The 20,949-nt window shown below is 58.5% G+C and carries 9 protein-coding genes; 6 read left to right on the forward strand and 3 right to left on the reverse strand.

Features of this window, described 5'->3' with window-relative positions; genetic code table 11:
* Window positions 1-14 precede the first annotated feature (14 nt).
* Together SD425_RS12685 and SD425_RS12690 are read right to left on the reverse strand one after the other, a co-directional pair.
* Window positions 15-1,337, reverse strand: coding sequence for a hypothetical protein (locus SD425_RS12685; RefSeq protein ID WP_324679114.1), 1,323 nt, complete (start codon window positions 1,335-1,337; stop codon window positions 15-17).
* Window positions 1,338-2,092: 755 nt separating this feature from the next.
* A complete protein-coding gene (locus tag SD425_RS12690; RefSeq protein ID WP_324679116.1) occupies window positions 2,093-2,452 on the reverse strand; it encodes a hypothetical protein in 360 nt (119 codons plus the stop codon).
* Window positions 2,453-2,906: 454 nt separating this feature from the next.
* Between SD425_RS12690 and SD425_RS12695 the strand changes: the two genes are divergently transcribed.
* From SD425_RS12695 to SD425_RS12705, 3 genes are all read left to right on the forward strand, one after another.
* The gene (locus SD425_RS12695) at window positions 2,907-3,416 is read left to right on the forward strand and encodes a hypothetical protein (protein WP_324679118.1); all 510 of its coding nucleotides are present in this window, start codon (window positions 2,907-2,909) and stop codon (window positions 3,414-3,416) included.
* 192 nt (window positions 3,417-3,608) lie between these two features.
* A complete protein-coding gene (locus SD425_RS12700) occupies window positions 3,609-5,468 on the forward strand; it encodes an ATP-binding protein (RefSeq protein WP_324679120.1) in 1,860 nt (619 codons plus the stop codon).
* Window positions 5,469-5,891 carry a helix-turn-helix transcriptional regulator gene (locus tag SD425_RS12705; protein ID WP_324679123.1) on the forward strand — a complete coding sequence of 141 codons (423 nt, stop codon included), beginning with the start codon at window positions 5,469-5,471 and terminating at the stop codon, window positions 5,889-5,891.
* Window positions 5,892-6,471: 580 nt separating this feature from the next.
* Here the strand turns inward: SD425_RS12705 and SD425_RS12710 are convergent.
* Window positions 6,472-13,944 carry an FG-GAP-like repeat-containing protein gene (locus SD425_RS12710; RefSeq protein WP_324679125.1) on the reverse strand — a complete coding sequence of 2,491 codons (7,473 nt, stop codon included), beginning with the start codon at window positions 13,942-13,944 and terminating at the stop codon, window positions 6,472-6,474.
* A gap of 630 nt (window positions 13,945-14,574) precedes the next feature.
* Here SD425_RS12710 and SD425_RS12715 point away from each other — a divergent pair.
* The 3 genes from SD425_RS12715 to SD425_RS12725 all read left to right on the forward strand — a co-directional run bounded on the left by SD425_RS12715 (window position 14,575) and on the right by SD425_RS12725 (window position 20,874).
* Window positions 14,575-16,125, forward strand: coding sequence for an IS1182 family transposase (locus SD425_RS12715; protein ID WP_324673047.1), 1,551 nt, complete (start codon window positions 14,575-14,577; stop codon window positions 16,123-16,125).
* A gap of 377 nt (window positions 16,126-16,502) precedes the next feature.
* Entirely contained in the window at window positions 16,503-18,476 is a 1,974-nt protein-coding gene (locus tag SD425_RS12720) for a hypothetical protein (RefSeq protein ID WP_324679127.1), read from the forward strand.
* Between the two features lie 529 nt (window positions 18,477-19,005).
* The gene (locus SD425_RS12725; protein ID WP_324679129.1) at window positions 19,006-20,874 is read left to right on the forward strand and encodes a glycoside hydrolase family 97 protein; all 1,869 of its coding nucleotides are present in this window, start codon (window positions 19,006-19,008) and stop codon (window positions 20,872-20,874) included.
* Window positions 20,875-20,949 lie beyond the last annotated feature (75 nt).

The raw sequence follows: 20,949 nt of genomic DNA on the forward strand, positions 1-20,949 counted from the left end.
CTATGGGTATTCGTTTACTTCGTTAGCCTTTGCAACACGGCTTTTGCGTTGGCATTATGCGGGTTCAGTTCGAGCGACTTCGCGTAGTATCGCCGGGCTAGGGCTGGCTGATTATCTATTAGATAAGCTTCAGCCCAGCTGTCGTAGGCATTCGCTGACGACGGGTAGAATTCGACATTTAGTCCGAAAACAAGGATGGCCTCCTTCACCCGATTCGCATCCAACAAGTCGTAGCCTATCTCATTTAAATCGGTTTCCGAAAACTTGTAGCGCGGGTCACCCTTCTTTTTAAGATCCGCAAATTTCCGGGCGGCTGTAGCTATCCCTTGCCGGTTGATGGTCTGGCGGAACCAGGTAGCGGCTGACAGCTTGCTGGCGGTTAGATTGACCGTTTTCAGCAACGCAGTCACAGAGTCCTGTGGCAAAAACGTTCTGTCACCATTGCCAGCGGCGGCGTTGATGCCGGTTAGCCAACGTGTGCGCAGTACCTGCGGCGAAACCTGAGTAAGGGTGGCTAGCTTCTGCTGCTCAGCTGGATATGCTCCTATCACGTTCAGCAAAGTGGCAATGCCGTAACGGGCCACCAGAAACTTGTTGAAGGAGCAGGAACACGTGTAGAAGGTAGGGGCGTAAAGAGCGCGCTGATTGCCTGATGGGGCTAGCTCCGGGATTTCACCCGGCGAACCGATGTAGGACAGGATGTAGGCTGCTTTGTCGGAGCGCAACAGGCGCAAGCACGCTTTATCGACCTGCTCGATAGTACCTGCCCGGAACAAATCAAACTTAGGAAGCTGGTTAGCCGCCGCTACCTGAAGCGCAATAAACTCGGCCGCGCCTTCATTCAGCCATAGCGGGGACTCATCCTCACTGAGTAGCGACTTGGGCTTCTGTTTTCTAACCGGCGCCAGCAACTCGTGGTTGGCTTCATGCAGCCAAGGTGCCATACCTCGCCGGATTCGCCAGTATGGAATAAACGTTACGGCTTCCCCGCTAGCGTGTGACACAAATAATTCGGGAACGAAATAGAAGGTCACTTGCTGCCGCTGCTGCAATTTTTGCCACGGCATGGGAGCCTTAATGTAGTCTTTGACCGCCTGTATTCCCAGCGCTAGAGTATCGGTAAGGCCCTGCATACGCACACTGCTGAGCGAGTCTTTCGGAAACCACGCGGTCACCCCACCGGCTGTGCGCTGCACCCCGTGCCGGTGTAGGTAGCCCATCCGGGCCGTATCGGCGGGAGCAATAGCGGGGTTGGATTGCAGCGTCCCTTGGGCTTGCGCAACGGCTTTTACCCCGAACAGCAAGGCCAATACGAAAAGCAAGCAGCTGTTTTTCATGATTTAGAGCCGAATACAGGTAACCTTGAATAGCTTTTAGAAGGAGTGCTTCAGGGCTGATAGTGGCTAGGTTACTCAGCCCGTTTCATGCGACGCGTAGGCAGGTGCCCTAGGGCCAGGCTAATAGCTAGATGCGCGGTGGTTTACACCGCGTTCAGGTTGAGCTGACCCGTTAGGCCCAGGCCCAGCGTGTGGAAGGCTACGACAAAGCCTTGCACTTGCAGCGGCACGTCCACGGTGGTCTGGTACTTATGCTCCTGGCTACTAGGTGTAAAAAACTTCCCGCTTGGTAGGTGTGCACCCGCACTAGTCCCAGGCCCGCCGAAACCGTGACCAACGTGGTCTGGCCTGCGAAAACCTTTCCGCCTAAGACGTAATATGAACTCAAGCTGACTTTCTCGCCGCTGCTGAAATCCAGCAAGCCACTGTTGCTGTCGTAGCTGTAGCCGGCTGACGCTAACCACTGCCGCCGGAACTCCACATGTCCAGTTAGAGTACCACCCATTGCATTGCCTAGGCTACTGAGACCTGCGCCTCCATCCAACCAAAAATGACGGTACTTCGCCGGCTTGCTGGACGTTTGCCTTCAGCACGCGCCGCACACGCTGAAGAGTAATAAGGTGCCACTGGCGAAAGCCCAGAATGGTAAGCAGTTTGTTCGCATCATCCCAGTAGTTCAAAAAGAAGTGGGTGACCGAGTGTAGCGCCTTACGCAAACTAAGGCGGAGCCGCACCTGCGACCACAGTTAGCTTCGTTAAAGCGCTTTCTTCCGGGCAGGTTCCGCTGAAGGTGCAGCACTCTCGAGGGTAGCAAGCCGCCGGCTGAGCAGCTCCACCTGGGTTTGCAGAAGACCGAGGCTGAATTCTAAAGCTAGGTTTTCTTGGCTCAGCTGCTCTAGTTGCTGTTGCGGCGAGAGCGGAGCCGCCGCGGCCATAACGTCGCTCGCTCGGGCGGAGGGACTATCGAGGCACTGGTAGTCAAAAGCGGGTGCCATCGGGGTAGCTAGATCAAGGTCGAAGCAGCCAGTGGCACTGGTTGGAACTTGCGCGTGCATTGGCAAGACCGTAGCCAGCAGCAGCGCACTAGTCAGCAAAAGGGTTGATGAGTATTTCATAGCGTTTGCAAGTGGTTGATCGAACTGTTGCAAAGGAAGATTACCCCGGGCCTGAAGGCATTTGAGAACGTTGCAAAGACGTGTTAGCCTTTTGCAGGAGTCTCTGCTGGTGTTGCAAAATCCTCTGCGCATGTTGCAGTAGGAACTTTTGCTGGTGGTAGCAGCCTATTTTCACTCCTTCGGACTCGTAACGCTGCCAGCTTTGCAGCGGGCGCAATCTTAAAATGTCGGCGCCCGCAGTGTTCCGTCTTCGTTACAGTGTTCCACCTTCTGCCAGTTTTTAATCCTATCTGTCCGGCGCGGGTAAATAGCACAGGTAATAGATGATTAAACTCATTATATTGGCTCATTAACAGGGTGTTATCATTGATATTCAACGCACGGTAGGTGTCCGCTGACGAAAAAAAAGCCGGCTATCGAAGCCCGTAGGTGACGTATTCTTCCCGCTATGCTCATGAAAATACGTCGCATTATTTGCTTGCTAGGCGGGCTGCTAAGCTGGGCGCTGACGAGCAGGAGTCAGGACTTGAACGTCGTCCCTCTCCAGGTGACGCAAGTCGAATCCGACACGATGCAGCGCCTAGGCCGAGGAAACAGCTGGCGCTACCAACCCGGCCAGCCACCGGGTTGGGCCAGTCTCACCACCGACGACCATACTTGGCCGCTGGAGAGTGCAGCTTTTTCCTTTGGGGAAGGCCCGCCGGGGTGGCGCGGTACGGGCTGCTTCCGCATCCGCTTTACCCTAGATTCGGCGCTGTTGAACCGCCCATTAGGATTGCGCATCCTACAAGATGGAGGTTCGGAGGTGTACTTGGATGGGCACTGGTTGGGCGGCTACGGAAAGGTAGGGGCGTCGGCGGCTACCACGCAGCATGAGCGGGTCCGCTTCCAGCCCCTCGTGTTTATGTGCACGACGGCGGGCCCTCATTTGCTGGCCATCCGTTACGCTAAATTCGATCCGTGACCACCGCCCTACGGAGGCTTTTCACTACGAGTTGCAACCGCCGAGCGGCTCATTGCCGCAAGCGTAGCGCAGGTACGGCTTGGCGATATCAATTTCATTGCCGTTACGGGTACGGCGGTGCTAGCGCTGCTACACTTTTTTCTTTATCTATTCTATCCACTGCGACGGGCTAATCTGTATTTCAGCCTTTACATGGCCTCGGCTTCGGCTACGAGCCTGCTGGTATACCTGCGGTGGGTGGCGACCGGTATGCAGGCGCATTGGCGGGCTGAACTCGGCTTTACAATCGGCTCGTTGTTGGGTGGCATGCTGCTGCTGACCTTTGTGTATTCGGTCTGTCGAATTACCCTCTCAAGACGCTGGCTGACCGGAGTAGGACTAGCTCAGGCCTGCTTACTAGCCGCATGGTTAATGCGGCCAGATTGGACCCTGACGTCGGTAGCACTCGGCCTGAGCTTGGTGCTATGGCTGGATATGTTCCGGGTGATAGCCCAGGCGATGCGGCAGCACCAACCCGGTATCTGGCTGGTAGCACTCGGCACATTTGGCGCATTGCTGGTACCCTTTATTGCCAACGGCGTATGGAGGAGTGGCCCGTTTGATGTGGCCCAACAGCTTATGCTGCAATCGTGCTTGTTGCTGCTGCCCATTTGCATGTCGGTGTATCTGGCACGTGAGTTTGCCGCCACCCGCCGCGACCTGGAAGCGCAGTTGCGGCAGGTGGCCCAACTCTCGGCCCAGACCCTAGCTCAACAAGCCGAGAAGCATCAACTCATCAGCGCCCAGAATGATCGCCTAGAAGCTACCGTGCAGGAGCGTACGGAAGAAATCAGCCAGCAAAACCACATCTTAGCGGCCCAGCGCGACGAGATAACGGCCCAAGCTGACCGCCTGCGGGCGCTCGACCAAGAGAAGACCCGCTTTTTTACCAACATCACCCACGAGTTTCGCACGCCGCTTACGCTCATGCTAGGGCCAGCTGCCCAGATTGCTGCCGACACCCAGGAGCCCACCACCCGCCAGCAGGCCACGCTGGTGGAGGGCAACGCCCGGCGCCTGTTGCATCTGGTCAACCAGCTGCTCGACCTGAGCCGCCTCGAAGCGGGCCAGCAGGCCTTGCACGCCACTCCCGGCGACTTGGTCGGTTTTGTGCGGGGCTTGGTGGGCTCGTTCGAGTCCCTGGCCCAGCAGCGCGGTATTGCCTATTCGTTTACGGCCGAGCCGGCCGAATTATGGGGGCGTTTCGACGCCGACAAGCTAGAAAAAGTAGTGGTGAACCTGCTCTCGAATGCCTTTAAGTTCACACCTAGCGTCGGCGAAGTTATGGTCCGGCTGCACGCGGCGCCTCCGGTTCCGGGTACACCGACGTGGGTGGAGTTGACGGTGCGCGACACCGGCCGCGGTATTGCGGCGGCCCACTTGCCCCACGTTTTTGACCGATTCTATCAGGCCGACGCTTCCAGTACCCGCGAGTACGAAGGCACCGGCATTGGCTTGGCATTGACCAAGGAGCTAGTCGAGTTGCACGGCGGCACCATCGCCCTTACCAGTGAGCCCGGCTGCGGCACCACCGCCGTTGTGCGCCTTCTGCTGCCGCACGCGGAAGAAACCGTAGCGGCTGTATCCAACGAACCCGCCGGCGCTTATGCTGCGACGGCCATATCGGAATTAACCACCCAGCAGGCTTCTCTTCCGACCGAAGCCGCACTGGAAGCGCCCTTAATTCTGTTGATCGAAGACAATGCCGACATGCGGGCCTACGTCAGCACAGTACTCGAACAGGACTATCAACTGCTCACAGCCAAAGATGGCGAAGAAGGCGTCGTCCTAGCGTGCGAACACCTGCCTGACCTCGTACTCACCGATGCTATGATGCCTCGCCTCGACGGTTACGGCGTATGCCGAGAACTCAAGCACGACGAGCGTACCAGCCATATTCCCATTGTTTTACTCACGGCTAAAGCCGACCTACCCAGCAAGCTCCACGGCCTGGACACCGGCGTCGATGCGTACCTGACCAAACCTTTCCAGCGTGCCGAACTGCTGGCCTAGGTGCGCAACTTGCTGCACGGCCGTCAGCGGCTGCAAGAGGCGTACCGCCACAGCCTTGCAAACCCACCCCCACCCGGCCCGCCTACCATAGAGCAAGTATTTCTAGAGCGGGTGCGGCAAGCCGTGGAAGGAGCACTAGATAACGAAAACTTCGATGTGGAAGCCCTCGCCCGCGAGCTGGCCCTGAGCCGCACCCAGTTGCACCGCAAGCTCAAGGCCCTTATCGGCCAAGCGCCCGGCGACTTCATCCGGTTGGTACGGCTTCAACGCGCCTATGACCTGCTGGTAAGTGGAGCCGTCACCGTGGCCGAAGTGGCTTACCAAGTTGGGTACAGCAATCCGAATAATTTCTCTACCAGCTTCGCACGCCAGTTTGGCTGTGCACCAAGCGAGGTTCGGCGCCGCCACGTAGGAGCCAAGTGATACTATTGCAGCAGCAAATGGATACTACTCAGTACTTAAGCGAATAGAAGTATGCCGCTGAGCAGTAAAGCCAGTAGGTTCCTGCGGTGGCTGCTTCCTGGCGAAAGATCGTGGGTCATAGGCCCAAGATACAGGGCAGGGCCCAAAGAAACCGTCGGATACCGGATGCTGCGGGCCGCTGTGCATGGGTCTATTCTGCTGGCCACCAATAAGGCGTTAAACGTTGCTCGCAAGATGTTAGGGTCGCCACAATTGAGCTATAATGTTCTGTAAAGGCTCCTTTGCAGTGGGTCATCAGTTACCATCAGTAGCCCTCATTAACCGTGATAAGCTTCTACTCAGGTGCTCTAGTGAGCCGGTATAATTAAGCTATGGGCGAAGCCCCCTCTTTTGTTTTCGCCCGGTGCGTAGCCAATTGCTTCTCTTAGAACATGCGAGATGGCTCCCTATTGTCTTTTGTAGTAACTACTAGCTAGCACAGGGATAGGAGTCATATCCCTGTGCCAGCTAGTAGCTTTCTCTACCACTGCCACCCGGCAGTACAATGTAGCGGCTCTTAGCGCCTACTCAACAAAAGCGACTAGTTGATCACTAACCTTTTGGTGATAAGCCCCTGTTTGATGATAATACGTAGGTTATACACGCCCACGGGTAGGGAGTCCACTTGTACTTCCAGTTCTTGTTGGGTTGACAATGGCTGTTGTAGTACCACCTGTCCGAGTGAGTTAAGTATTTGTACCTGGTAATGTTGCTGGGTTAGCTCAATGGGCAGTTGCACGTGTACGCTCGCATGCGCTGGGTTTGGGTAGAGGCTTACCTGCTCACTCAGGCGGGCGGGAGCCGCCGCCAGCACCTTGACCTGCGCCGTTGCTGCTACGCTGCTCAGGCGTACGCTGGCCGAATTGGTGCTGCTATTCGCTGTGAGCAGGTCTAGCGTGCCGTTACCATCCAGATCCGCTAAAGCTAGGCTGAAGGGCCCCGTGCCCACGCTTACTTCCTGTGTGCCCTGAAAATTACCATTGCCTAGATTCAGGCGCACGCTCACCGTGTTGCTGCCGGTGTTGGCCGTAGCCAAGTCTAGGTCGCCGTCGCCGTCTATGTCGCCTACGGCAATACCGTGCGGCTCAGCACCTACAGCCAGTAGCTGCGTGCTGGTGAAGGTGCCGCTGCCATTGTTCAGGCATACGCTGGCCTTGCTGGAGACGCGGTTCGCTACGGCTAGGTCTAGGTCGCCATCGCCGTCTACATCGCCAAATACGATAGACTCGGGGTTGAATTCCACCTGTACTTCGGTGCCGCCCGAGAAGTTACCAAACCCATTGTTCAGGCGCACGCTGGCCGTGCTGGTGTTGGAGTTGGCCGTCACAAAGTCCAGGTCGCCGTCATTGTCCACGTCGCCCACGGCGATGCTCAGCGGGCGCGTGCCCACGCTCACGTCTGGGGCAGCGATGTTAAAGGAACCTAGGCCGTCGTTCAGGCGCACGCTCACGGTGCTGCTGGTAGTGCTACTGCTGGTGGTGTAGTTAGCGGCAAGTAAGTCTAGGTCGCCGTCGCCATCCACGTCGCCCAAAGCTACAGCGTGCGGCGTGTCGCCAACGGGTACCTCGATGCTGCCGGAGAAGCTGCCTGAACCGTTGTTTAGGCGCACGCTCAGCGTACCAGGGAAAATGGTGCGGCTATTGGCCGTAATCAGATCTAGGTCGCCATCGGCGTCCACGTCGCCGAGCACCACTTGCGAGGGGCCACGCCCGACGCTAACTTCCTGCGTGCCGTTGAAGGTGCCGGAGCCGTTGTTCAGGCGTACGCTCACCGTGTTGCTGTTGAGGTTGGCCGTGAGCAGATCCTGGTCGCCGTCGCCATCAATGTCGCCGGCCGCTACGCCATAGGGGTTCGCGCTAACGGTCGGGTTAGAGCCGCCGCTGAAGCCACCGTTGCTGGGCGCAGTAGCCGCCGTAAACTGGAACACATGCGGCTGGGCCAAGGTAGCGCCGCTGCTGCTGCGCACAGTCTGTGTGACAGTGGCAAACGCCGTTTCGCCCGGCTTGAAGCTGATGGCTGGCGCCAGGCGCAGGATATTGCCGCTCACGCTGTTCGACCCAAACTTACGACCGCTCTGCGTGCCAAAGACTCGGATAGACTGCTCCGTTACTGGGTCAGAACTGAGGGGCAGGTTGAAGGTGAAGGTAACGGGCGTGGTGCGCGGGGCTACCACCGCGTTGCGGGCCGGCAAAACACCCGTTACCACAAACTGGGCTTGGTTTAGGCGCACGCTCACGGAGTTGCCATAATAATTAGCAGCGAGTAAATCCAAGTCGCCGTCGCCGTCCACGTCACCCACGGTCAAGCGCTGCGGATAGTTACCCACGCCTACTTCCTGGCTACCCGAGAAGGAGCCGTTGCCATTATTGAGGCGCACGCTCACGCTGGTGTTCGGGGTAGCGGCTAGCAAGTCCAAGTCGCCGTCGCCATCCACGTCGCCCAGGACCACGTCGAGTGGCTTGGCACTCACGGCTATTGGCTGGCCGCTTGAGAAGGTGCCGCTACCGTTGTTGAGCCCTAGGCTTACGCGACTATTCTCGAAATCGGCCGTCACAAAATCCAGGTCACCATCCTTGTCCACGTCGCCCAGTACGATACTACCTAGGGCCGCATCCACGGGTAGCGTCTGCCCAGTGTTGCTGAAGGTGCCGTTGCCCGTGTTAAGGCGCACGCTCACCGTACTTAGATTGTTGGATAAGTTGGCCGTGAGCAGGTCCAGGTCGCCGTCATTGTCCACGTCGCCTACGGTCAAGTTGCCCGGACCGGCGCCTACGGTTACTTCCTGCGTGCCACTGAAGGTGCCCACGCCGTTGTTCAGACGCACACTCACCGTGCTTCTATCCGCATTAGCTGTGAGCAAGTCCAGGTCACCGTCGGCATCCACATCGCCGAGTACTAGGCCGAGGGGGTTCGTGCTGTTAACAACTATTTCGTCGGAGCCGCTGAACACGCCTCTCCCGTTGTTGAAGCGCACGCTCACGGAGCCGTAGTTAGCATTTACGGTGAGCAAATCTAGGTCACCGTCGCTGTCTACGTCACCTAGTACGACGGCAGTGGGGCCAAATCCGACACTTACCTGCTGGCCGCTAGTGTAGGTCCCATTACCATTATTGAGGCGCACGCTCACAGCATTGCCACTCACGGTGGCGAGCAAATCCAGGTCGCCGTCACCGTCCACGTCGCCTGTCGTCACTCCACTGACGTAAGATCCCACTGGGACGTCGGTGCCGCTGCCGAAGGTGCCCGGCGCGGCGCTGGTAGCCGTCGTAAACCGGAATACCTGACCGGTCATCAGGCTAGCGCCGCCACTGCTCTGCACTGCCGTGGTAAGGGTGGCAAACACAGTTTCGCCTGGTTTGAAACTAGCCGTAGGAGCAAAGCTGAGCGTATTGCTGCTCACCGTGGCCGTGCCAGTTTTCTGGCCGCCAGCCTGGGCGCTGAACACCTTGAGCGCACCTAGGGTAGGCTCATTAGGAATAAGATTTTGGTTAAACGTAACGGCCACCGGCGTAGCACGGGGCGCGGCCACCGCATTGCGGGCTGGGGCTGCGGCCGTCACGAGCAATGGAATCGCCGCGGCTTGGTTCAGGCGCACACTCAGAGTGTTGCCGAGAAAGTTGGCTGTCGCCAGGTCCAAGTCGCCGTCGCCGTCGAGGTCGGCTAAAGCTAGGTTGTTGGGGCTGTTGCCCACGGCTACTTGCTGATTGCCGGAGAAGATACCGCTGCCGTTGTTCAGGCGCACGCTGGCCGTATTCGTGAGTTCGTTGGTAGCCAATAGGTCCAGGTCGCCGTCGCCGTCCACGTCGCCCAGCACGGCTTGGCGGGCGCCCCGGCCGATAGCTACGTTTTGGGTGCCGTTAAAGAAGCCATTGCCGTTGTTCAGACGCACGCTGGCGGTGCTGTTGGTGTAGTTGTTGGCGGGGTTGGTGTAGTCGTAATAATTAGCCGTCACCAGATCGAGGTCGCCATCTTTGTCTACGTCGCCGAGCACTACACTCATGGGGTTGAAGCCCACAGCCACTTCCTGCGAGCCGCTGAAAGAACCTAGGCCATTGTTGAAGCGCACACTGGCGGTGGCCCCGTTGGAGCTAGACGTCACAAAGTCTAGGTCGCCATCATTGTCCACGTCGCCTAGGGCAATGTTCAGGGGCCGCGAGCCAACTGAGACACGCCGCGCATTAGCAAAGTTGAACAAAGGGAACATGCCCGTGCCGTTGTTCAACCCCACCGTCACGGTGCTGGGCTCATTGTAGTCCGCAATCAGTAGGTCCTGGTCGCCGTCGCCATCCACGTCGCCTACGGCAATACCGTGAATATTGCCGCTGCCTACCAGAAAGCCCGTATCGAAGTTGCCGCTGCCGTTGTTAAAGCGCACGCTCACATCGGCGCTGCTGCTGTTGGCCGTGAGCAGATCCAAGTCGCCGTCGTTGTCTACGTCAGCCAGCACGGCCTGAGCGGGGCCGCGACCTACGGTAAGCTGCTGGGCATTGGTAAACGTGCCGTTGCCGTTGTTTAGACGCACGGTGGCGGTGGTACCATTGCCAAGGCCAGCAGGACCGCTGGGATTACCTAGGTTTGTGGTTATCAGGTCGAGGTCGCCGTCGCCGTCTACGTCGCCACTGGCTACGTTCACGGGGCCGTTGCCCACGCTGGGGTCGGAACCTCCGTTGAAAGTGCCGGGACTAGGAGCCGTGGCAGTGGTAAACTGAAATACCTGCGGCACCAGTAGATTCTGGGTGGTGCCGCTATTCTGCACGGCTGTTGTAGTAGTCGCAAACACCGTCTCGCCCGCTTTGAAGTCGGCACTAGGATCGAAGGTGAGCGTGTTGCCGCTCACGGTCGCCGTGCCCGGTTTCTTACCCTGGGCTTGCTGGCTGAACACCGTCAGGGCACCTAGGGTCGCGGCGCCGTTGTTTAGCGGCTGGCTGAGCGTAACGGCCACCGACGTGTTCCGTGGTGCGGTCACCGCATTGCGGTTAGGTACCAAGTTCGTAACCGTTAGCAGCGGCCCCACCGTGAACTGGAAGCCATTGCTGACGCCCGTTGCTGTCGCCACGACTACCGGGCCGCTGGTAGCGCCGGCCGGGACGGTCACTGTAATCTGGGTACCTAGGCCATTCACGACAAAGCTCGGCGCCGTTACACCATTGAAGGTAATGCCGGTCGTATTCAAGAAGTTAGTGCCGTTAATCACCACGGTGCTGCCCACCGGGCTGATAGATGGCGCTATGCTGGTAATGCTAGGTCCGGCTAGAATCTGGTTGAGGCGGATGCTCACCGACTGACTGAAGCCGTTAGCAACTGCCAGGTCTAGGTCGCCGTCGCCATCCACGTCGCCTAAGGCTAGGTCGCGGGGGTTCAGACCCACGGCCACGTTCTGGTTACCCGAAAAGACGCCGCTGCCGTTGTTCAGGCGCACCGCTACAAAGCCGTTGCTGATGCTGGCCGTGAGCAGATCCAGGTCGCCGTCGCCATCTACGTCGCTCAGCTTCACCCGATACAGGCCGTCGGTCAGGGATACTTCCTCCGTGCCGGAGAAGTTGCCCAGGCCATTGTTGCGGCGCACGCTCGCGGTGATTCCGTTGGTGTTAGCGGCCACAAAATCCAGGTCGCCGTCGCCATCAATGTCGCCTAGGGCAAGGCTGCCGACTAAGAGGCCACTAGGTACATTCTGGGTGCCGGAGAAGACGCCGCTGCCATTGTTCAGGCGCACCGATACCGTGCCGTCGAGGCTGGTCGTAGCCAGTACATCCAGGTCGCCGTCGTTGTCTACGTCGCCCAGGGCTACGTCGCCCGGCTGCGAGCCAACTGTTACCTCCGAGCCGCTGCTGAAGATGCCGCTGCCATTGTTCAGGAACACGTTGAGCTTGTTGGTAGTACCGCTCGTTTGCGACACTACCATGTCGAGGTCGCCGTCGCCGTCCACGTCGCCGAACGCCAGGGTAAACGCGTTAGTTGGAGTTTGTACTTCCTGAATACCGCTGAAGGCACCGCTGCCATTATTAAAGCGAATGCTCACGGTGTTGGCTCTGCCATTGCCGGTGGCAAAATCCAGGTCGCCGTCGCCGTCCAGGTCGCCCAGCACAATGCTCTCTGTTTCGGGAGGGGCTATTGCACCGGGGCCGTTGCCCACGGGCACCGTGGAACCGGCGCTGTAGGTGCCGGTGCCATTGTTTAGGCGCACGCTCACGTTGTTGCCGTCGGGGTTACCAAACTCGCCGTTGGCCGTGAGCAGGTCCAGGTCGCCGTCGCCGTCCACGTCGCCTAGGGCCACGCCCATGGGGTTGCCGTTTATGGCTAGGTCGGTGCCGCCCGTGAAGGTGCCGGGGGCCGGTGGCGTGGCAGTAGTAAACTGGAAAACCTCCGCCTTAGGCAGGGTGCCATTGCTGCTTTGCACGGCCGTAGTCAGGGTGGCAAACACCGTTTCGCCGGGCTTGAAGTCGGCGGTGGGGTTAGCCGTCAGGGTGTGGCCACTCACGGTTACGGAGCTGGCTTTCAGTCCGCCGGCCTGCTGGCTGAATAGCTTCAGCGCACCTAGAGTCGCTGCGTTGTTGGTCAGCGGTTGGTTGAAGGTTACAGCTACGTTGGTGTTACGCGGGGCCGAGCGGGCATTGCGAGTGGGGGAGAGGGCCGTGACGGCCGGGGTAGTGATGTTCTGATTCAGATATATTTTCGCCCCCGTAGCGCTGGACCCGAGCAGATCTAGGTCGCCGTCACCGTCTATATCGGCAAGCTTGCTGGCCGAGAATGGCAGGGTCCTGATGCCGCTAAACGTACCGTTGCCATCGTTCAGGCGCACGTACATGCCCTGGGCAGTGCTACTTGAAATCAGCAGATCAATATCGCCGTCACCATCTAGGTCGCCGCTAGTCAGCCCGGGAATGTACGTACCCCCGGCATCAAAAACGGAGCTGCGGCTGAAGGTACCCGCGCCATTGTTGAGCAAAACTTCCACTTCACCGTAGCCCGCATTAACCAGATCCAAGTCGCCGTCGGCGTCCACGTCGATCAACCTAGCTAGGTAAGGGAGCAGCAGCAAACTTGTAATGCCCGTGGTACCGAGGTTGAACGTGGCATTGCCGTTGTTGAGCGCGATGCCGGTGGCGCCGTTCCCCCGCTCAATGCCAAAGAGCACATCAATGTCGCCGTCGTTGTCGATGTCGCCGGCCGTGTAGCCAGTGATGCTGCGCACGGTTGAGTCGAAGGTGGTGCTGGTGCTGAAGGTGCCGTTGCCGTCGTTCAGGCGCACGAAGATGCCGTTGCCGAAAGTGAATAACAGGTCTAGGTCGCCGTCGGCATCCATGTCATACAAGCTAGGTGCCGTTGCCACATAGGCTTGGAAGCTGCTACTCTGGCTGAATGTACCCAGGCCGTTGTTCAGGTAGGTAGTCGTGCCGAACACGAAATCCAGATCACTGTCGCTGTCTAAGTCGCCGAGCAAGAGGTTGCTACCCAAATCGTTGACTACAATTTCCTGGTTGCCGCCGAAGGTGCCCGTGCCATTGTTCAGGCGTACAAACACCGAAATAGTATTCTCCGGGCTGTTTAAGCTAATCTTGAGCAGGTCCAGGTCGCCGTCGCCATCTAGGTCGCCGGTCGCTAGGTCGCCGCCGTTGGTCCCAGCCACTACGTCCGGGCCGTTCGCGAAAGTGCCGGTACTAGGGCTGGTAGCGGTGGTGAATTGAAAGACCTGCGGCTTGGCTAAAGTTATACCGCCACTGCTTTGCACGGCACTTGTAACGGTAGCAAACACGGTTTCGCCTGCCTTGAAGTCAGAGCTAGGGTCGAAGGTGAGCGTGTTGCCGCTGACGGTCGCTGTGCCCGCTTTCTTGCCGCCGGCCTGCTGGCTGAATACCTTTAGCGCCTGTTGGGTGGCCGGGCTGGTACTCAGCGATTGATTGAACGTAGCAGCCACGTTGGTTGTGCGTGGGGCCGAGGGCGTATTATGTGTTGGCGACCACGCCGTGAGCATGGGCGCTTGGGCGCGGCCAATGCTGACAGTCCCTAGTAGCATTAGCCCGGCACTTAGCCAACGGGAGACTCGAATAGCCAGCCTTTTGACCGCTACGTGCGATAGAAGAATAGAAGTAACAAGCATAACACGAACAGGAAATAAGGTGGAAAGGAAGTAAATATGCCCTCTATTCACCAGCACACCTCTTCCCTCGCGGAGGCTCTATGAATATAATAATATCTAAAATAAGATCAAATTTTTAATGGATTAGTTATAATATATTGCTAAAATCAATCTTGTTTCCTTATAATGTTCTATAGTGCATTAAAAAGAAGGCATCTCACCTAGGCGATAGCAGTGTCACCGAGACCGCCGCCGCGTAATGCAAGCCGTGCTACTAGGACCGGATGATCCCACTGGGCAATTCTTCGGTCAGGAGGCGGGGTCGGACCGAAACCCTTGGTGACAAGCAAGTGCACGCGTAGTGCGTGCCGGCCGAGATAGAGGTGTTCCCCTAGTTGTTCGACACAACTCTATCATAAGCTTCCCGATCGTACAAGCCAGCCTGTAGGAACGGGAAGGTTACTAAAAGCGCACAGCAAAAAGCTTTAGGCAGAAGTTACATGCTAAGAACGCCCGTGGCTGTTGCAGAAGTGCTAGTCAGCGGGAAGCCATTCGCGTAGAGGGAAGATGCAAGGCAAGAAGCAGTTCACCGATCAGCTCGTCACGCACTTCCGCCTCTCCGAGCGGGTGCCCACGCATAACTTCTACCGGCGACTCGACGCGCTCTTGGACCTGGGCTTCCTCTATGAAGCCACCCAAGGCCTGTATAGCCACACCGGGCAGCCCTCGCTCGACCCGGTCGTGTTCTTCAAGCTAGTGCTCATTGGCTACTTGGAAAACATCACCAGCGACCGCCGCCTGCTCGAGCACTGTGCGATGCGGCTGGACCTGCTCTACTTTCTGGGCTACGAGCTCGACGAAGCCCTGCCCTGGCACTCCACTGTGAGCCGCACCCGCCAACTCTACCCGGCGGCACTTTTTGAGCAACTCTTCGACCGCGTCTTTAGCCTCTGCGTGCAACACGGCTTGGTGGCCGGCGACACGCAGACCGTGGACTCCGCCCTGGTGAAAGCCAATGCCTCCCTCGACAGCCTGTGCGAAAAGCAGCCAGTACAAGCAGTGTGGCCGACCTTAACCATCGTGGGGAGCACCCCGAAAACACCGGCCACGCCACACCCGGCCTCGATTCGTTCCGCGCCAGCCCATCAACTCCGCTATGAGGCGGCGCGCCAAGCCAAGCGACAACAGGAGCCCGGTTCCTTGGGCGCTACCCGTCCCCAAGCGCGCTTGCTGAGCAACAAAACGCACTATAGCCCTACCGATCCGGAAGCCCGCATCTCCATCAAGCCCGGCAAAGCGCGCGCTTTGAACTACCTGTGCAGCCTAGTCGTGGATACCGCCCAGGGGGTCATCAGCCATGTGCAAGCGAACTTAGCGGACAGTCGCGACAGCCTGCACTTACCTCGGATTGTGCAGCACCTGCAGCAACGTCTAACGGCCAATGACTTGCAGTTGCGGGACTTGGTTGCCGATACGGGCTACTCCAATGGCTTTAACTATGCCCTGCTCGAAAATAGTGGTGTTACCCCGTGGATACCCGTGTTTGGCGCCTACAAACCGATCGTGGAGGGCTTTACTTACCACGCCCGCGTCGATGAATATCGGTGCCGAGCAGATAAGCCGCTGCCCTTTCGCAAGTACCGCTCTACCGCTGATGGCAACTGGATGAAACATTATCGAGCCTTCTATCAGGATTGCCAGCACTGTCCCTTCAAGGCGAGTTGCGTCCCCTACGCGGACCATAAGCAACTGAATCGCTCCGCTTTTGACGCGGCCTATCATCGGGCCTGGCATCGGCAGCGCAGCCGCCAAGGGCAGCACATGCGCCGTGTGCGACAACGCACCATCGAACCCGTATTCGGCAACTTGCTGCACCACTATGGCTTGCGCCGCATCAACGTACGCGGGCAAGCCGGCGCGCACAAGTGTATGCTGCTGGCGGCAGTGGCCTATAATCTGAAAAAGCTCCTGCGTCATCAACCTAAGCTGCAGTTGGGAATGGCCCGGGTACTACCCCTGCTACCACCTGCACCACCGTTCATGCTCCGCTGCAGGCAACGCCACCGGCGTAACCGCACGAAAGCGCTGCGAAACCTGGCTGGCTCGAACGGGCGGTGAGTTCTGCAACAGCCACGGTCACTCTTAAACTGCTACCTAGCCCTCCTCTACAAACCGGTGCTAGGACGTGCAACTCGAAAAGAAGGACAAGCTACCCTGTGTAAAACCCCTTATACGAGATGTTGCTCAGAGCTGCTACTGTTGAGCTTCTCCTACGTGTTCCGTGGTCACCAAGTAAGACTCAGCAGTAACAGTTGCCCACCTGTTGAAGGGACTACCTGCTACCAGGGCTTGGCAGCTAGAAGTAAGCCAGTCGCTCCACTTCGCCAAGTCTTTAGTGGTTGGCAGAGAAGGTGCTCTCGCTTTTATACTTCGGTAGTATTTTTGTATAACTATTATTGTATAGCGACTTCTCCCTCTTCCGCTTCTATCCCGCTATGATCTCGTCGACGCGCTTCGTGTGTCTAGTCTGTGTGCTGCTCAGTAGCGTGCGCCTGTTGTGTGCTCAAAGCGTTACACCCTCCTTTGACTTGGTGCAGCCCGTGGCGGCGCCGCTGGGCGCGCTGTACCCGCAGTCCGAGGCAACTGGCGTTGTGAGCGATGCCTGGGGTAACACCTACGTCAGCGGCTATTTCACCGGCTCCGTGCAGTTTGGCCCGTATACGTTGACGGCCCCCAGCAGCACCACCACTTGGCCCAACCGCTTTTTAGCCAAACTCGACAGCCAAGGCAATTACCTGTGGGTGCTGGATGTCGGCAGCAACCTGGCCTCCGCTGCTGGGCGTGCCATGACCGTGGATGCGGCGGGTAATGTGTACTTGCTCGGCTCCTACCTGGGGCCCAGCGTACAATTTGGTCCCTTCCAGTTGCAGGGCGAAGCCGGGGTAGAAAACTTGTACGTGGTCAAGCTTGCTCCCGATGGGACGTTCCAATGGGCACGGCAAGCCGCTGGGGCCTTGCAGGGCACGAGTGTGGTCGCCGATGAAGCCGGCAACCTAGTGATTAGCGGCCGGCTGCTGACGGGCACCGCCACCTTTGGCGCCACCACGCTGCACAACCCCACCGCGTATGTCGCCAATATGTTTGTGGCCAAGCTAACGGCCGCTGGCCAGTGGCAATGGGCCGTGCAGAGCCGCACCGAGGATACGCGCTTTCACTACCAGGCCGGGCCGCAACTCGCGCTCGACCAACAGGGGACGGTGTATTTGACGGGCACCTTCGAGACCTGGGACCTGACGCTGGGCAGCACGACGCTGACCAACAACAGCCTGTTCACCTCGGATGCGTTTGTGGCCAAGCTGGACGGCAGCGGGCACTGGCAATGGGCCCATCGTATTGGCGGCGGCGCCTACGAGCACGGCATGGGCATAGGGGTAAGCGCCACGGAAGATGTGGTGGTCTACGGCGATTTTCACGGCGATATGGATGCCGAGAGTTGGGTGCAACTGCGCAACACCAGTGGCGCGACCGATGTGTTTGTGGCTAAGTTGACGCGCGCGGGGCAGGTACAATGGGCGACCAAGGCTGGGGGGCGGGGCTTCGAGCAAGCCACGGGTCTGGCGCTAGATGCTTGGGGTAATGCTTACGTGAGTGGCTACTCCGACAGTGCCCCCGCTGCCTTTGGCTCTGCTACCATTGCCAACCCCGATGGCGAGTACCAGTACAACGCGTTTGTGGCCAAGCTGGATCCGGCCGGAACGTGGCAGTGGGTGCAGCAGAGCGGTGGCGTGGGCGTGGACCGGGGCTACGACGTGGCCGTCGATCCCAGTGGCATCGTCTGGACCATCGGTTCGTACCGCAGCCCCACCAACCAGTTTAGTGCCTTCGCGCTGCCAGGCGATGGAACAATGATGCGCAGCTATGTGGCCCGCCTGGGCTCCTCTCCGTACGTGGCCTTGGTCGGCTCCGTCGAACCCGCCACGGGTAGCGTGGGCCAACTAGTTACGCTCAAGGGGGCCCGCTTTGTAGGCGTCACGGGGGTATTCTTCAACGGTATACCAGCAAGTACATATACGGTCGTGTCGCCTACGGAACTACACGCCGTTGTTCCCTTCGGCGCTACCACGGGCAGCGTGCGCGTGCAGACGAGCGCGGGCAATAGCGTCACCGCGCCTAGCTTCCAGGTGTCCACGCCGCTGGCTAGTACCCGTGCGCAGGCGGCGCAGGGGCACGTCTGGCCCGTGCCGGTGACAGACGACAGACGTGTGCACATCCGGGTGCCAGCCACCTGGCCAGCGGGCGTGGCCCTGCACCTATGCTTGCGTTCCAGCGTCGGTAGCTTGGTGCGGGTCTACGAAGGGCATGGCCCGGAGACGACAGTCTCCTTGCGGGACGTTCCTGCGGGCGTGTATGTGCTCACCGTAAGCACCCCAGCCCGGCTACCCTTCGTACGGCGGCTCGTGCTACCTTAAGCCTATCGCGTGGCCACTGCTCTCGTGAAGTGCAAGGCTTCCACTTCTAGCCGAGCAGGTCAACCATCAGGTGGCAAAAACGAGCAGCCCATCATGCGTGTTTGAAAGAGCTTAGCAGGGAGAGCTGCTCTTAGCGTAAAGGTTACAGGCTAAGCCCGCTTAGTACGTTATAGATTGCCCTGGTGATGAAGTATTTGTGGTGTAAGAGCTGCATTTAACAGTAGCTCCGTAAGATGCTACTTTTGGGTCTCACTTAGAAACAGCTTAGCGTAATTTACTCCCTCGCGGCTATAAGAAAACCTACCCTTTGGCGAGCTTTACCAGCTAGCATGGGGCTACTACCGCGGCGACGAGCGGGGGGCTAGATCACTTTAACGACTAAGAAGAAAGCAGTTTGCTCGACGTCGACTACTTTCACTACGCACCGCCAAAAAAGGCACCCGCTACGGGCTTCGCACCCAGCCCTAATGCGGCTGGCAGTCAGCAGCCGTTGCCCCTTCTGAGCTTTTTCGCTTCCACCGAGACGTCCATGAAATTCCTTCTATTTCTGCTGCTACTCCTGCCGCTATGGCTTGCTGCTGAACCCAAGCAGTCGGCCCCCACCACCTTGGCAGCTGCACCAGTCAAGACCCTGCCTACCCTGGTATCGCCCAACAAACGCCTCTGCGTGCAATTCAGCTACGACCCGGCCGGCGCGCTCACCTACACGTTTAGTGCGCAGTCGAAAGTGCTGCTGCAAAATTCTAAACTCGGCTTACAGCAGTCCGGCCCTCTTGCTGCCCCCACCGTTTTGCGGCGGACCGTCAATACTGTCTGGAAGCCGGTTTGGGGCAAACGGGCCGTGGTGCTAGACCAGTACAACGAACTGACGCTCGACCTGAAAACCTATAAGATAATGGTCCGCGCTTACGACCAAGGTATTGCCTTTCGTTACGCCTTCCCCGCTGGCCAGACCGTGACGGAACGCACGACGTTTGCTTTTGCCGGTAACTATACCGCGTGGTATTACAACGGCGAAAACCATAACCTAGGGCCCGAAAAGCTAGCGGATTGCAATGGCAAACGCTCGCCCGTTATGACCATCCAAGTAGATAGCGTCACCTACCTAGCGCTGCACGAAGCCGATCTAGGCAACGGCGAGCCGCTGCTGCTGCAAGCCAAGCAGGGCGACGCTCTATTCACCATCGCGTCCCAAGCGACGACGTCCTGGAAGGTCGTAATGTATGGCAATACCCCGGGCGACCTCGTCGACTCGCACCTGCTCGAATTGTTGAACCCGGCGCCCGCCCGGGGGCAGGACTTTTCCTGGGTCAAGCCGGGGGTGGCGCTCTGGGACTGGCGCATCAACGGCGCGCGCACCGACGGCTTTACCTACGACATGTCACTGCCTTCGTGGAAGCGGATGGTGGATTTTGCCGCGGCCAATCAATTTCCTTACCTCGTGCTCGATGCTGATTGGTATGGCCCCGAGTTTGGCAAAGCATCAGACCCCGTGAAGGGCGGTAAGGTGGCGCAGGTGCACGAGCTCATTGCCTATGGCAAAAGCAAAGGGGTCGGCATCTGGCTCTACCTCAACGATGTAGGCGGGCGCCACTATGCCCTAGACCAAACCCTGAAGCGCTACCATGACTGGGGCGCGGTTGGCATCAAGTACGGGTTTATGTCAGGCACGCCCGCCGAGAAAAATCAACGCACGCGCCTGATCACCGAGCTATGCGCACAGAACCGCTTGCTGTGCGATTTTCACGATGGGCCCACGCACCCTTACGGGCAGCTGCGCACCTTTCCCAACGCCGTAACCCGGGAGTACTGCAAAGCCCAGCTAGACGGCCACCAAGTGGTGGAGCCTAGGACGTTCGTGACGTCGGTCTTCGTCAACATGGTGGCGGGCCCGCTGGATATGGGCAACGGTTTTGCCAGCCTCACGCAGGCCGGCCGCGTGGATAATTCCTCGCCTGTGCCTTCAACCCTGGCTGGCGAGGCCGCACGCACGCTCATCGTATTTTCGGGTGCTACCATCCTCCCCGACATCCCGGAGAATTATCAACAACACCCGGAACTGCTGCGCTTTATCGCGGCCCAAAAGATGCCGTGGCTCGCCAGCAAAACGGTGCAAGGCCAGATTGGCGAGTACATCGTCATGGCCCGGCAAGCCCAGGATAAGACCTGGCTAGTAGGCGCAGCCACCAATGAACAAGCCCGGGAGCTAACTATTCCGCTCACGTTTTTAGGACCAGGGCGCTATACAGCCTCTATAGTGCAGGATGGGCCCCAAGCCGACTATCGCACCCAGCACGAAAGCTATACCACCGAAACCAAGCAAGTCAGCGCCATGGATGTCCTTCGGGTGAAGTTAGCTCCTGGAGGAGGCGCGTGCGTGTTGCTCAAGCAGGATTAACGAGAGCTGGAGCAACTAAAAAGGGAGCAGTCGCGGTCATCAAGCCTTTGACCGCTGCCGACCGAAAATTATCTA

Source organism: Hymenobacter sp. GOD-10R (genome assembly GCF_035609205.1).
Lineage (GTDB): Bacteria > Bacteroidota > Bacteroidia > Cytophagales > Hymenobacteraceae > Hymenobacter.